The organism is Escherichia sp. MOD1-EC5990 (assembly GCF_002965285.1).
GTDB lineage: Bacteria > Pseudomonadota > Gammaproteobacteria > Enterobacterales > Enterobacteriaceae > Escherichia > Escherichia coli_F.
In genome coordinates this window covers 65326-78516 of sequence record NZ_PTRV01000011.1, presented here as the reverse complement: position 1 = coordinate 78516, position 13191 = coordinate 65326, and the positions used below count along the sequence as shown (strand labels likewise).

The window sequence follows — 13191 nt, the reverse complement described above, 5'->3', positions numbered from 1 at the left end:
TAAAAATGGCTTATTAATTATGCGGTTTATTTGGTCGCTCTCAATTTTCAGAGCGTATTAATGATGGAAGGTCAATGTGAAGATTGATGCATCCCGTCGGGGCATACTCACTGGTCGCTGGCGCAAAGCCAGTAACGGTATCCGTCCGCCCTGGTCCGGTGATGAATCTCATTTTCTGACCCATTGCACCCGCTGTGACGCCTGTATTAATGCTTGTGAAAACAACATTCTGCAACGCGGCGCGGGGGGCTATCCGAGCGTTAATTTCAAAAATAACGAGTGCAGCTTCTGTTATGCCTGCGCGCAAGCTTGCCCCGAATCGCTATTTTCTCCGCGCCACACCAGGGCCTGGGATTTGCAGTTCACCATTGGGGACGCGTGCCTGGCGTATCAGTCAGTTGAATGCCGCCGCTGTCAGGATAGCTGTGAGCCAATGGCAATTATCTTTCGCCCGACGCTCTCCGGGATCTACCAGCCGCAACTTAATAGCCAACTTTGCAACGGATGTGGAGCATGTGCAGCCAGCTGTCCGGTATCAGCCATAACTGCGGAGTATCTCCATGCACACTAACTGGCAAGTTTGCAGCCTGGTCGTGCAGGCCAAAAGCGAACGAATTTCAGACATCAGCACCCAACTGAACGCCTTTCCCGGCTGTGAAGTCGCTGTCAGCGACGCGCCGAGCGGTCAGTTGATTGTGGTGGTGGAAGCAGAAGACAGCGAAACGCTGATCCAAACCATTGAGTCAGTACGCAACGTAGAGGGCGTGCTGGCGGTGTCGCTGGTTTATCACCAGCAGGAAGAGCAAGGTGAGGAAACACCATGAAACTCAGTCGTCGTAGCTTTATGAAAGCTAACGCCGTTGCGGCCGCTGCGGCGGCTGCCGGTCTCAGCGTGCCGGGCGTTGCCCGCGCCGTTGTTGGTCAGCAGGAAGCCATTAAATGGGATAAAGCACCATGCCGTTTCTGCGGTACTGGTTGTGGCGTTCTGGTCGGAACGCAGCAGGGGCGTGTGGTGGCCTGTCAGGGCGACCCGGACGCACCGGTTAACCGTGGTCTGAACTGCATTAAGGGCTATTTCCTGCCCAAAATCATGTACGGTAAAGACCGTTTGACGCAGCCGCTTCTGCGTATGAAAAACGGTAAATATGACAAAGAAGGCGAGTTCACCCCAATCACCTGGGATCAAGCCTTCGATGTGATGGAAGAAAAATTCAAAACTGCCCTGAAAGAAAAAGGGCCGGAATCGATCGGTATGTTCGGTTCTGGTCAGTGGACTATCTGGGAAGGTTATGCCGCGTCCAAGCTGTTCAAAGCGGGCTTCCGTTCGAACAACATCGACCCGAACGCGCGTCACTGTATGGCGTCGGCGGTAGTTGGCTTTATGCGTACCTTTGGTATGGATGAGCCGATGGGCTGCTATGACGACATCGAACAGGCTGACGCGTTTGTGCTGTGGGGCGCTAACATGGCGGAGATGCACCCGATTCTCTGGTCGCGCATCACCAACCGTCGTCTCTCTAACCAGAACGTCACCGTGGCGGTGCTTTCTACCTACCAGCATCGTAGCTTCGAGCTGGCGGATAACGGCATCATCTTTACGCCACAGTCTGACCTAGTGATCCTGAACTACATCGCCAACTATATCATTCAAAACAACGCGATAAATCAGGACTTCTTTAGCAAACACGTTAACCTGCGCAAAGGGGCGACGGACATCGGCTACGGTTTACGTCCGACCCATCCGCTGGAAAAAGCAGCGAAGAATCCAGGTTCTGACGCTTCCGAACCGATGAGCTTTGAAGATTACAAAGCCTTCGTTGCCGAGTATACGCTGGAAAAAACCGCTGAAATGACCGGCGTGCCGAAAGACCAGCTAGAACAACTGGCGCAGCTGTATGCCGATCCGAACAAGAAAGTCATCTCCTACTGGACGATGGGCTTCAACCAGCATACCCGTGGCGTGTGGGCCAACAACCTGGTCTACAACCTGCACCTGCTGACCGGCAAAATTTCCCAGCCGGGTTGCGGTCCGTTCTCCCTGACCGGGCAGCCTTCCGCGTGTGGTACTGCGCGTGAAGTCGGCACCTTTGCTCACCGTCTGCCTGCGGACATGGTGGTGACCAACGAGAAACACCGTGATATCTGCGAGAAGAAGTGGAATATCCCGAGCGGCACCATTCCGGCGAAAATCGGCCTGCACGCGGTGGCACAGGACCGTGCGCTGAAAGACGGCAAACTGAATGTTTACTGGACCATGTGTACCAACAACATGCAAGCCGGGCCGAACATTAATGAAGAGCGTATGCCGGGCTGGCGCGATCCGCGCAACTTTATCATCGTTTCCGATCCGTATCCGACAGTCAGTGCGCTGGCAGCCGACTTGATCCTGCCGACCGCAATGTGGGTAGAAAAAGAGGGTGCTTACGGTAACGCCGAACGCCGTACTCAATTCTGGCGTCAGCAGGTACAGGCACCGGGCGAAGCGAAATCGGATCTCTGGCAGTTAGTTCAGTTCTCCCGCCGCTTCAAAACTGAAGAAGTGTGGCCGGAAGAGTTGCTGGCGAAGAAACCGGAACTGCGTGGAAAAACGCTGTATGAGGTTCTGTATGCCACCCCGGAAGTGAGCAAATTCCCGGTATCCGAACTGGCAGAAGATCAGTTGAACGATGAATCCCGCGAGCTGGGCTTCTATCTGCAAAAAGGGCTGTTCGAAGAGTATGCATGGTTTGGTCGCGGTCACGGTCACGATCTCGCGCCGTTCGATGACTACCACAAAGCGCGCGGTCTGCGCTGGCCGGTGGTTAACGGTAAAGAAACGCAGTGGCGTTATAGCGAAGGTAACGACCCGTACGTGAAAGCGGGTGAAGGCTACAAGTTCTACGGTAAACCGGATGGCAAAGCGGTGATCTTCGCACTGCCGTTCGAACCGGCGGCGGAAGCACCGGATGAAGAGTACGATCTGTGGCTCTCTACCGGGCGTGTCCTGGAGCACTGGCACACCGGCAGTATGACTCGCCGTGTACCGGAACTGCACCGTGCCTTCCCGGAAGCGGTCCTGTTTATTCATCCGCTGGATGCGAAAGCGCGCGATCTGCGTCGTGGCGACAAAGTGAAAGTGGTTTCTCGCCGTGGCGAAGTCATCTCGATTGTTGAAACGCGCGGTCGTAACCGTCCGCCGCAGGGCCTGGTGTATATGCCGTTCTTCGACGCCGCACAGCTGGTTAACAAACTGACGCTGGATGCGACCGATCCGCTCTCGAAAGAGACGGACTTCAAGAAGTGTGCGGTCAAACTGGAGAAGGTGTAAGCCATTATGTCCCGGTCAGCGAAACCTCAAAATGGTCGCCGCCGCTTTCTGCGCGATGTCGTTCGCACAGCTGGCGGGCTGGCTGCCGTGGGTGTGGCGCTGGGGTTACAACAGCAAACCGCACGCGCATCTGGTGTGCGGTTGCGCCCGCCCGGAGCCATAAACGAGAACGCCTTTGCCAGTGCCTGCGTACGTTGCGGTCAGTGTGTTCAGGCTTGCCCTTACGACACCTTAAAACTGGCGACACTGGCCTCTGGCCTGTCGGCAGGTACGCCGTACTTTGTCGCGCGGGATATTCCTTGCGAAATGTGTGAGGACATTCCGTGCGCCAAAGTGTGCCCGAGCGGTGCGCTGGATCGAGAGATCGAATCGATCGACGACGCGCGGATGGGGCTGGCGGTGCTGGTGGATCAGGAGAACTGCCTCAACTTTCAGGGGCTGCGCTGCGATGTTTGCTATCGCGAATGCCCGAAAATTGATGAGGCAATCACCCTGGAGCTGGAGCGTAACACGCGTACCGGTAAGCACGCCCGTTTTCTGCCGACGGTTCACAGCGACGCCTGTACCGGCTGCGGTAAGTGCGAAAAAGTGTGCGTGCTGGAACAACCCGCAATCAAGGTGTTACCGCTGTCACTGGCGAAAGGGGAGTTAGGTCACCATTACCGCTTCGGCTGGCTGGAGGGGAACAATGGCAAATCGTAAACGTGACGCCGGGCGCGAGGCGCTGGAGAAAAAAGGCTGGTGGCGCAGTCACCGTTGGCTGGTGTTGCGTCGCCTTTGTCAGTTCTTCGTGCTGGGAATGTTTTTGAGCGGCCCGTGGTTTGGTGTGTGGATCTTGCACGGCAACTACAGCAGTAGCTTGTTATTCGACACCGTTCCACTGACCGATCCGCTGATGACGTTGCAAAGTCTTGCCAGCGGTCATCTGCCTGCCACGGTGGCGCTGACCGGTGCGGTGATTATCACCGTGCTCTACGCCCTGGCAGGAAAGCGATTATTTTGCAGCTGGGTCTGCCCGCTGAACCCGATTACCGATTTAGCAAACTGGTTACGCAGGCGTTTTGACCTCAATCAGTCTGCGACGATCCCACGCCACATCCGCTACGTGCTGTTGGTGGTCATTCTGGTGGGTTCGGCCTTAACCGGCACGCTCATCTGGGAATGGATCAACCCCGTTTCCCTGATGGGGCGCAGCCTGGTAATGGGATTCGGCAGCGGCGCGCTGCTTATTCTCGCGCTGTTTTTATTTGATCTACTGGTCGTTGAACACGGCTGGTGCGGGCACATTTGTCCGGTTGGTGCACTGTATGGCGTGCTGGGTAGTAAAGGTGTGATTACCGTTGCGGCCACCGATCGGCAGAAATGTAACCGCTGTATGGATTGTTTTCATGTTTGCCCGGAACCGCATGTGCTACGTGCCCCGGTGCTGGATGAACAAAGCCCGGTGCAGGTCACCAGCCGCGATTGCATGACGTGCGGTCGCTGCGTGGATGTCTGTTCTGAGGATGTATTTACAATAACTACACGATGGAGTTCGGGAGCGAAATCATGAAAAGCCATGACCTGAAGAAAGCGCTGTGTCAATGGACGGCGATGCTGGCCCTGGTGGTAAGCGGCGCGGTTTGGGCGGCTAATGGCGTCGATTTTAGCCAGTCGCCGGAAGTATCCGGGACGCAGGAAGGGGCCATTCGGATGCCAAAAGAGCAGGATCGGATGCCGCTGAACTATGTGAATCAGCCGCCAATGATCCCGCATAGCGTTGAAGGTTATCAGGTAACGACCAATACCAACCGTTGCTTGCAATGCCACGGTGTCGAAAGCTATCGCACCACTGGCGCGCCGCGCATCAGTCCTACTCACTTTATGGACAGCGACGGCAAAGTGGGCGCAGAAGTGGCTCCACGTCGTTACTTCTGTCTGCAATGCCACGTGCCGCAGGCTGATACCGCGCCAATCGTGGGGAATACCTTTACCCCGTCAAAAGGTTACGGGAAATAAGAGGTTATTATGGGAAATTCTGACCGTAAGCCTGGTCTGATTAAGCGCCTGTGGAAATGGTGGCGTACCCCCAGCCGTCTGGCGCTAGGGACGCTGCTGTTGATCGGTTTTGTCGGCGGCATCGTTTTCTGGGGCGGCTTTAACACCGGGATGGAAAAAGCCAATACCGAAGAGTTCTGCATTAGCTGCCACGAAATGCGTAACACGGTGTATCAGGAATACATGGATTCCGTGCACTACAACAACCGTAGCGGCGTCCGTGCGACCTGTCCGGATTGTCACGTTCCGCACGAGTTTGTGCCGAAGATGATACGCAAGCTCAAAGCAAGTAAAGAGCTGTATGGTAAAATTTTTGGCGTTATTGACACGCCGCAGAAATTTGAAGCTCATCGCCTGACGATGGCACAGAATGAGTGGCGGCGCATGAAGGACAATAACTCGCAGGAGTGTCGTAACTGTCACAACTTCGAGTATATGGATACAACCGCCCAGAAATCAGTTGCCGCTAAGATGCACGACCAGGCGGTGAAAGATGGGCAAACCTGTATTGATTGCCATAAAGGGATAGCGCACAAGCTGCCCGATATGCGCGAAGTCGAGCCAGGTTTTTAACAGGGTTATTGCGTGGGTATGCTTGAAGCCAGAGAGTTACTTTGCGAGCGGGATGAACGAACCTTATTTAGTGGCTTGTCATTTACGCTGAACGCAGGCGAGTGGGTACAAATCACCGGTAGCAACGGCGCGGGGAAGACAACGCTTCTCCGTTTGCTGACGGGGTTGTCTCGCCCTGACGCAGGCGAGGTTCTCTGGCAAGGGCAGCCCTTGCATCAGGTACGCGACAGCTACCATCAAAACCTGTTATGGATAGGCCATCAGCCGGGGATCAAAACCCGGCTGACGGCGTTAGAAAATCTGCACTTTTATCATCGCGATGGCGATACCGCACAATGTCTGGAAGCCCTGGCGCAGGCCGGGCTTGCCGGATTCGAAGATATTCCTGTAAATCAACTTTCTGCCGGGCAACAACGCCGCGTCGCTTTAGCGCGTCTGTGGCTGACCCGTGCCACGTTATGGATACTCGACGAGCCTTTTACCGCGATTGACGTTAACGGCGTCGATCGTCTGACCCAGCGTATGGCGCAGCATACGGAGCAGGGGGGGATTGTGATTCTGACTACCCACCAGCCGCTCAACGTTACTGAAAGTAAAATCCGCCGCATTTCACTGACGAAAACGAGGGCCGAATAATGTTCTGGCGTATTTTCCGTCTTGAACTGCGCGTGGCGTTTCGCCATAGCGCCGAAATCGCCAACCCGCTGTGGTTCTTCCTGATTGTTATTACCCTTTTTCCGCTCAGTATCGGTCCGGAGCCGCAACTGCTCGCGCGTATTGCCCCTGGCATTATCTGGGTTGCAGCGCTGCTTTCATCCTTGCTGGCACTGGAACGACTGTTCCGTGACGATTTGCAGGACGGCAGTCTTGAACAATTGATGTTGTTGCCGTTACCCTTGCCCGCCGTTGTGCTGGCGAAGGTGATGGCGCACTGGATGGTAACAGGTCTGCCGTTGCTCATCCTTTCGCCTCTGGTAGCAATGCTACTGGGAATGGATGTTTATGGCTGGCAAGTGATGGCGCTGACGCTGCTGCTGGGAACCCCAACGCTTGGTTTTCTCGGTGCACCGGGCGTGGCGCTGACAGTGGGACTTAAACGCGGTGGTGTGCTGCTCAGCATACTGGTGTTACCGCTGACTATCCCATTGCTCATCTTTGCCACCGCCGCGATGGACGCGGCTTCGATGCATTTGCCCGTTGACGGGTATCTGGCAATTTTAGGCGCGTTGCTGGCAGGCACCGCGACATTAAGTCCTTTTGCGACGGCGGCAGCGTTACGAATCAGCATTCAATAACGCTGGATTACTGATTTTTGTTCGAGTCTGGTATCGAAACTATGTGGAAAACACTGCATCAACTGGCGATCCCACCACGGCTGTATCAAATCTGTGGCTGGTTTATACCGTGGCTGGCAATTGCCAGTGTGGTCGTGCTTACCGTCGGCTGGATCTGGGGATTCGGCTTTGCTCCGGCTGATTATCAGCAGGGAAATAGCTATCGCATTATCTACCTGCATGTGCCTGCGGCGATCTGGTCTATGGGCATTTATGCATCAATGGCGGTGGCGGCGTTTATTGGCCTTGTCTGGCAGATGAAAATGGCCAACCTGGCGGTGGCGGCGATGGCCCCCATTGGTGCCGTATTTACCTTTATTGCCCTGGTTACCGGCTCTGCATGGGGAAAACCGATGTGGGGCACCTGGTGGGTATGGGATGCACGCCTGACTTCTGAACTGGTGCTGCTGTTTTTGTATGTGGGTGTGATTGCCCTGTGGCACGCCTTCGACGACCGCCGTCTGGCAGGCCGTGCGGCAGGTATTCTGGTGCTGATTGGCGTGGTGAACCTGCCGATTATTCATTACTCCGTGGAGTGGTGGAACACCCTGCATCAGGGATCAACGCGGATGCAGCAAAGTATCGATCCGGCGATGCGTTCGCCGCTGCGCTGGTCGATTTTTGGCTTCCTGCTGCTGTCTGCCACGCTGACGCTGATGCGGATGCGTAATTTAATTTTGCTGATGGAAAAACGCCGTCCGTGGGTGAGTGAACTGATACTGAAAAGAGGCCGTAAATGACCCCTGCATTTGCTTCCTGGAATGAATTTTTCGCAATGGGCGGTTACGCCTTTTTTGTCTGGCTGGCGGTGGTGATGACCGTTATTCCGCTGGTGGTTTTGGTCGTGCACTCGGTGATGCAGCATCGCGCAATTCTGCGTGGCGTGGCGCAACAGCGGGCGCGTGAGGCGCGTTTACGTGCTGCGCAACAGCAGGAGGCTGCATGAATATTCGCCGTAAAAACCGCTTGTGGATTGCCTGTGCCGTGCTGGCGGGGCTGGCGCTGACTATCGGCCTGGTGTTGTATGCGCTGCGCTCGAATATCGATCTTTTTTATACGCCGGGGGAAATTCTCTACGGCAAGCGTGAAACTCAACAGATGCCGGAAGTCGGTCAGCGTCTGCGCGTTGGCGGGATGGTAATGCCGGGTAGCGTACAGCGCGATCCCAATTCGCTGAAAGTAACGTTCACCATTTACGACGCTGAAGGCTCAGTGGATGTCTCTTACGAAGGCATTTTGCCGGATCTGTTCCGTGAAGGGCAGGGCGTTGTGGTGCAGGGTGAACTGGAAAAAGGCAATCATATCCTCGCGAAAGAAGTGCTGGCGAAACACGATGAAAACTACACGCCGCCAGAAGTCGAGAAAGCGATGGAAGCTAATCACCGTCGCCCGGCGAGTGTTTATAAGGACCCAGCATCATGATGCCAGAAATTGGTAACGGACTGCTATGCCTGGCGCTAGGAATTGCGCTGTTGCTGTCCGTGTATCCGCTATGGGGCGTGGCGCGCGGGGATGCGCGCATGATGGCTTCTTCGCGCTTGTTTGCCTGGCTGCTATTTATGTCTGTGGCTGGCGCATTTCTGGTGCTGGTCAATGCTTTCGTGGTGAATGACTTTACTGTCACCTATGTTGCCAGCAACTCCAATACCCAGCTTCCGGTGTGGTATCGCGTAGCGGCAACCTGGGGTGCGCATGAAGGCTCGCTACTGCTGTGGGTGCTGCTGATGAGCGGCTGGACCTTTGCGGTGGCGATTTTTAGTCAGCGTATTCCGCTAGATATTGTGGCCCGTGTACTGGCGATAATGGGGATGGTCAGTGTCGGCTTTTTGTTGTTCATTCTCTTTACCTCTAACCCGTTCTCACGCACGTTGCCGAACTTCCCGATTGAAGGGCGCGATCTTAACCCGCTGTTGCAGGATCCAGGGCTGATCTTCCATCCGCCTCTGCTCTATATGGGGTACGTCGGTTTCTCGGTGGCGTTTGCTTTTGCCATTGCTTCTTTGCTGAGTGGGCGTCTGGACAGCACTTACGCACGCTTTACCCGTCCGTGGACGCTGGCGGCGTGGATCTTCCTGACGCTCGGCATTGTGCTCGGTTCCGCATGGGCCTATTACGAACTCGGCTGGGGCGGCTGGTGGTTCTGGGATCCGGTAGAAAACGCCTCGTTTATGCCGTGGCTGGTGGGGACTGCGCTGATGCACTCACTGGCGGTCACTGAACAACGCGCCAGCTTCAAAGCGTGGACATTACTGCTGGCAATCAGTGCCTTCTCGTTGTGTCTGTTGGGGACTTTCCTCGTGCGTTCCGGCGTGCTGGTATCGGTACACGCGTTTGCGTCTGATCCGGCGCGCGGTATGTTTATCCTCGCTTTTATGGTGCTGGTGATTGGCGGTTCGCTGCTGCTGTTTGCCGCGCGTGGACACAAAGTTCGCTCACGCGTAAACAATGCGCTGTGGTCGCGGGAATCTCTGCTGTTAGCGAACAACGTTTTGCTGGTCGCCGCAATGCTGGTGGTATTGCTGGGGACGCTGCTGCCGCTGGTGCACAAGCAACTGGGACTGGGCAGCATTTCGATTGGCGAACCGTTCTTCAACACCATGTTTACCTGGCTGATGGTGCCGTTTGCGCTACTGCTGGGTGTCGGTCCTCTGGTGCGCTGGGGGCGCGATCGCCCACGTAAAATCCGCAATTTATTGATTATCGCCTTCATCTCTACGCTGGTGCTGTCTCTGCTGTTGCCGTGGCTGTTCGAAAGCAAAGTTGTGGCGATGACGGTGCTCGGCCTGGCAATGGCCTGCTGGATTGCGGTGCTGGCAATTGCGGAAGCTGCGCAGCGTATTTCACGCGGCACGAAAACCACCTTTAGTTATTGGGGCATGGTGGCGGCTCACCTGGGGCTGGCAGTAACAATTGTTGGTATTGCCTTTAGCCAGAACTATAGCGTTGAGCGTGATGTGCGCATGAAGTCCGGCGATAGCGTCGATATTCATGAATATCGCTTCACCTTCCGTGATGTCAAAGAGGTGACTGGCCCGAACTGGCGCGGCGGTGTGGCGACTATCGGCGTAACGCGCGATGGCAAGCCGGAAACGGTGCTGTATGCGGAAAAACGTTATTACAACACTGCAGGGTCGATGATGACCGAAGCGGCGATTGACGGCGGCATCACGCGTGACCTGTACGCCGCGCTCGGTGAAGAGCTGGAAAACGGCGCGTGGGCTGTGCGTCTTTACTACAAACCGTTTGTTCGCTGGATTTGGGCGGGCGGGCTGATGATGGCGTTGGGCGGGCTGCTGTGCCTGTTTGATCCTCGCTATCGTAAGCGCGTGAACCCGCAGAAAACTGCGCCGGAGGCTGTATGAAGCGCAAAGTATTGTTAATTCCTTTGATTATCTTCCTGGCGATTGCCGCGGCGCTGCTGTGGCAGCTGGCGCGTAATGCCGAAGGGGATGATCCGACCAATCTGGAATCGGCGCTCATTGGCAAGCCGGTGCCGAAGTTTCTCCTCGAATCACTGGACAACCCGGGGCAGTTTTATCAGGCGGATGTGCTGACTCAGGGCAAACCAGTGCTGCTTAACGTCTGGGCGACCTGGTGTCCGACCTGCCGTGCGGAACATCAATATCTGAATCAGCTTTCTGCGCAGGGCATCCGAGTGGTCGGCATGAACTATAAAGACGATCGCCAGAAGGCAATCAGCTGGCTGAAAGAGCTGGGCAATCCTTACGCACTAAGCCTGTTTGATGGCGACGGCATGTTAGGGCTGGATCTCGGTGTCTATGGTGCACCAGAAACGTTCCTCATCGACGGCAACGGCATCATTCGCTATCGCCATGCGGGTGATCTCAATCCCCGCGTCTGGCAAGAAGAGATCAAGCCGCTGTGGGAGAAATACAGTAAGGAGGCCGCACAATGAGGTTTTTATTGGGCGTGCTGATGCTGATGATCTCCGGCTCAGCGCTGGCGACCATCGACGTGTTGCAGTTTAAAGATGAAGCACAGGAACAACAGTTTCGTCAGCTTACTGAAGAACTGCGCTGCCCGAAATGCCAGAATAACAGCATTGCTGATTCCAACTCGATGATTGCCACCGACCTGCGCCAGAAAGTGTACGAACTGATGCAGGAAGGTAAAAGCAAGAAAGAGATTGTCGATTATATGGTGGCGCGCTATGGCAACTTCGTCACTTACGACCCGCCGTTAACGCCGCTGACCGTGCTGCTGTGGGTGCTTCCGGTAGTGGCTATTGGCATTGGCGGTTGGGTCATTTACGCCCGTTCGCGGCGTCGGGTACGCGTGGTGCCGGAAGCGTTTCCTGAACAAAGCGTGCCGGAAGGTAAGCGTGCCGGATATGTTGTTTATCTGCCGGGTATTGTGGTGGCGTTAATTGTGGCTGGCGTCAGCTACTACCAGACCGGCAATTATCAGCAGGTGAAAATCTGGCAGCAGGCCACGGCACAGGCGCCGGCGTTATTGGACAGGGCGCTGGATCCGAAAGCCGATCCGCTCAACGAAGAAGAGATGTCCCGCCTTGCGCTGGGGATGCGTACTCAACTGCAAAAAAATCCGGGAGATATAGAAGGCTGGATTATGTTGGGACGCGTTGGCATGGCGCTGGGTAACGCCAGTATCGCCACCGATGCATACGCCACTGCGTATCGCCTCGATCCGAAGAACAGTGATGCCGCACTCGGATACGCTGAAGCGTTGACTCGTTCATCTGATCCCAACGACAACCGCCTCGGCGGCGAACTGCTACGCCAGTTGGTGAGAACGGACCATAGCAATATCCGTGTGTTAAGCATGTATGCGTTTAATGCCTTTGAGCAGCAGCGATTTGGCGAAGCCGTTGCCGCGTGGGAGATGATGTTGAAACTCTTACCTGCCAACGATACTCGCCGTGCGGTGATTGAACGTAGTATCGCGCAGGCGATGCAACACTTATCACCACAGGAGAGTAAATAAGAACAAGCCCGATGGTGATGCCATTGGGCCAGACTGATGGCAAAGTGCGCTTTGTTTATGCCAGATGCGGCGTAAACGCCTTATTCAGCCTACAAAATCGTGCGAACTCAATACATTGCTCGATCCGCGTAGGCCTGATAAGCGTAGCGCATCAGGCAGTTTTGCGTTTGTCATCAATATCAGCCCGAGGGTAAATCCATCGGGCTATTTTTTTATTGTGCCCCACGTTGTTGCAGGAACAGAATGGTGGCCGCCACGCGTGAGCGGACATTGAGTTTACGCAGCAGATTGCGAATGTGTACTTTTACTGTCTGCTCGGAAATATTCAACACAGAGGCAATCTGTTTATTTGACAGCCCTTGTGCCAGCTCGTGCAGAACATCCAGCTCGCGCTCCGTCAGCACGCTGAAGGGATCTTCTTCCGCGCCAAACATTTCACGTTCACGTAAGTACTGATTGACGCGTTCGCTAAAGACTTTGCTGCCTTTCGCTCCGGCACGAATCGCTTCCAGCAACACTTCCGGGTCGCTGTCTTTCAACAGATAACCGTCTGCGCCTGCGTCTATCAGCGCAAAGACATCGCTGGAGGCATCTGATACGGTCAGGATAATAATTTGCGCGGTAACGCCATCCCTGCGCAAGGCATTGAGGGTATCCAGGCCACTCATACCTTTCATATTGAGATCCAGCAAGATCACGTCGATATCCAGTCTATTCGCCAGATCGATAGCACTTGCGCCGTCGCCCGCTTCGGCGACCACTTCAAAGCCAGGATCAAGTTCCAGTAACTGACGAACACCGCGTCGCATAAGTGGATGATCATCCACAATCATCACCTGAAAAGGCGTTGCTTCAGGCATAGTAGTCTCCTGAGGTTTTATTAGAATCATTATGTTTGAGCGTAGCGTTGGTAACGCTACCAGGCGCGTGAATGTTACCCCATTTTATGTATGGACATGTAGTGAAAACTACAAC

The 13191-nt window shown here is 55.1% G+C and carries 16 protein-coding genes; 15 read left to right on the top strand and 1 reads right to left on the bottom strand.

Translation table 11 applies throughout. The annotated features are described in order from the left end of the window. Positions 1-76: 76 nt before the first annotated feature. Genes napF through ccmH form a run of 15 tightly spaced genes read left to right on the top strand, consistent with a single transcriptional unit; the run spans position 77 to position 12216 of the window. A complete protein-coding gene (gene napF / locus BEB42_RS14725; RefSeq protein WP_000686723.1) occupies positions 77-571 on the top strand; it encodes a ferredoxin-type protein NapF in 495 nt (164 codons plus the stop codon). Continuing rightward, positions 561-824, top strand: coding sequence for a chaperone NapD (gene napD / locus BEB42_RS14720; RefSeq protein ID WP_000557378.1), 264 nt, complete (start codon positions 561-563; stop codon positions 822-824). Before napF ends, napD begins: the two co-directional genes overlap by 11 nt. Next, complete coding sequence (gene napA / locus BEB42_RS14715; protein ID WP_000778067.1) at positions 821-3307, top strand: periplasmic nitrate reductase subunit alpha; 2487 nt, start codon at positions 821-823, stop codon at positions 3305-3307. Before napD ends, napA begins: the two co-directional genes overlap by 4 nt. Before the next feature lie 6 nt (positions 3308-3313). Then, entirely contained in the window at positions 3314-4009 is a 696-nt protein-coding gene (gene napG / locus BEB42_RS14710) for a ferredoxin-type protein NapG (RefSeq protein WP_000091291.1), read from the top strand. Continuing rightward, positions 3996-4859 carry a quinol dehydrogenase ferredoxin subunit NapH gene (gene napH, locus BEB42_RS14705; protein WP_000013515.1) on the top strand — a complete coding sequence of 288 codons (864 nt, stop codon included), beginning with the start codon at positions 3996-3998 and terminating at the stop codon, positions 4857-4859. Before napG ends, napH begins: the two co-directional genes overlap by 14 nt. After that, the gene (gene napB, locus BEB42_RS14700; protein WP_000835174.1) at positions 4856-5305 is read left to right on the top strand and encodes a nitrate reductase cytochrome c-type subunit; all 450 of its coding nucleotides are present in this window, start codon (positions 4856-4858) and stop codon (positions 5303-5305) included. Before napH ends, napB begins: the two co-directional genes overlap by 4 nt. Before the next feature lie 9 nt (positions 5306-5314). Then, the gene (gene napC / locus BEB42_RS14695) at positions 5315-5917 is read left to right on the top strand and encodes a cytochrome c-type protein NapC (protein ID WP_000528376.1); all 603 of its coding nucleotides are present in this window, start codon (positions 5315-5317) and stop codon (positions 5915-5917) included. 12 nt (positions 5918-5929) lie between these two features. Then, complete coding sequence (ccmA, locus tag BEB42_RS14690) at positions 5930-6553, top strand: cytochrome c biogenesis heme-transporting ATPase CcmA (protein ID WP_000525589.1); 624 nt, start codon at positions 5930-5932, stop codon at positions 6551-6553. After that, complete coding sequence (gene ccmB / locus BEB42_RS14685; protein ID WP_000971730.1) at positions 6550-7212, top strand: heme exporter protein CcmB; 663 nt, start codon at positions 6550-6552, stop codon at positions 7210-7212. Before ccmA ends, ccmB begins: the two co-directional genes overlap by 4 nt. A 41-nt stretch (positions 7213-7253) precedes the next feature. Continuing rightward, on the top strand, positions 7254-7991 hold the full coding sequence (gene ccmC / locus BEB42_RS14680) for a heme exporter protein CcmC (RefSeq protein ID WP_001295447.1): 738 nt from the start codon (positions 7254-7256) through the stop codon (positions 7989-7991). Further along, positions 7988-8197: a heme exporter protein CcmD gene (ccmD, locus tag BEB42_RS14675; RefSeq protein ID WP_000186540.1), complete on the top strand. Its 210-nt coding sequence runs from the start codon at positions 7988-7990 to the stop codon at positions 8195-8197. The genes ccmC and ccmD overlap by 4 nt, the downstream gene beginning before the upstream one ends. Further along, positions 8194-8673, top strand: a complete 480-nt coding sequence (gene ccmE, locus BEB42_RS14670) for a cytochrome c maturation protein CcmE (protein ID WP_001026418.1) — start codon at positions 8194-8196, stop codon at positions 8671-8673. The genes ccmD and ccmE overlap by 4 nt, the downstream gene beginning before the upstream one ends. Further along, a complete protein-coding gene (gene ccmF, locus BEB42_RS14665; RefSeq protein WP_000982455.1) occupies positions 8670-10613 on the top strand; it encodes a cytochrome c-type biogenesis heme lyase CcmF in 1944 nt (647 codons plus the stop codon). The genes ccmE and ccmF overlap by 4 nt, the downstream gene beginning before the upstream one ends. Next, positions 10610-11167, top strand: a complete 558-nt coding sequence (gene dsbE, locus BEB42_RS14660) for a thiol:disulfide interchange protein DsbE (protein WP_105267431.1) — start codon at positions 10610-10612, stop codon at positions 11165-11167. The genes ccmF and dsbE overlap by 4 nt, the downstream gene beginning before the upstream one ends. Continuing rightward, positions 11164-12216 (top strand): cytochrome c-type biogenesis thiol:disulfide oxidoreductase CcmH, encoded by a 1053-nt coding sequence (gene ccmH / locus BEB42_RS14655; RefSeq protein ID WP_001211575.1) that lies wholly within the window; start codon positions 11164-11166, stop codon positions 12214-12216. The genes dsbE and ccmH overlap by 4 nt, the downstream gene beginning before the upstream one ends. 212 nt (positions 12217-12428) lie before the next feature. On the opposite strand, the gene narP is transcribed toward ccmH, so the two are convergent. Continuing rightward, positions 12429-13076 carry a nitrate/nitrite response regulator protein NarP gene (gene narP / locus BEB42_RS14650; RefSeq protein WP_001113637.1) on the bottom strand — a complete coding sequence of 216 codons (648 nt, stop codon included), beginning with the start codon at positions 13074-13076 and terminating at the stop codon, positions 12429-12431. Between the last annotated feature and the right edge of the window lie 115 nt (positions 13077-13191).

Coding starts and splice junctions, on each gene's coding strand:
- napD (WP_000557378.1), top strand. CDS start 561: ATGCACACTAACTGGCAAGTTTGCAGCCTGGTCGTGCAGGCCAAAAGC.
- napA (WP_000778067.1), top strand. CDS start 821: ATGAAACTCAGTCGTCGTAGCTTTATGAAAGCTAACGCCGTTGCGGCC.
- napG (WP_000091291.1), top strand. CDS start 3,314: ATGTCCCGGTCAGCGAAACCTCAAAATGGTCGCCGCCGCTTTCTGCGC.
- napH (WP_000013515.1), top strand. CDS start 3,996: ATGGCAAATCGTAAACGTGACGCCGGGCGCGAGGCGCTGGAGAAAAAA.
- napB (WP_000835174.1), top strand. CDS start 4,856: ATGAAAAGCCATGACCTGAAGAAAGCGCTGTGTCAATGGACGGCGATG.
- napC (WP_000528376.1), top strand. CDS start 5,315: ATGGGAAATTCTGACCGTAAGCCTGGTCTGATTAAGCGCCTGTGGAAA.
- ccmC (WP_001295447.1), top strand. CDS start 7,254: ATGTGGAAAACACTGCATCAACTGGCGATCCCACCACGGCTGTATCAA.
- ccmD (WP_000186540.1), top strand. CDS start 7,988: ATGACCCCTGCATTTGCTTCCTGGAATGAATTTTTCGCAATGGGCGGT.
- ccmE (WP_001026418.1), top strand. CDS start 8,194: ATGAATATTCGCCGTAAAAACCGCTTGTGGATTGCCTGTGCCGTGCTG.
- ccmF (WP_000982455.1), top strand. CDS start 8,670: ATGATGCCAGAAATTGGTAACGGACTGCTATGCCTGGCGCTAGGAATT.
- dsbE (WP_105267431.1), top strand. CDS start 10,610: ATGAAGCGCAAAGTATTGTTAATTCCTTTGATTATCTTCCTGGCGATT.
- ccmH (WP_001211575.1), top strand. CDS start 11,164: ATGAGGTTTTTATTGGGCGTGCTGATGCTGATGATCTCCGGCTCAGCG.
- narP (WP_001113637.1), bottom strand. CDS start 13,076: ATGCCTGAAGCAACGCCTTTTCAGGTGATGATTGTGGATGATCATCCA.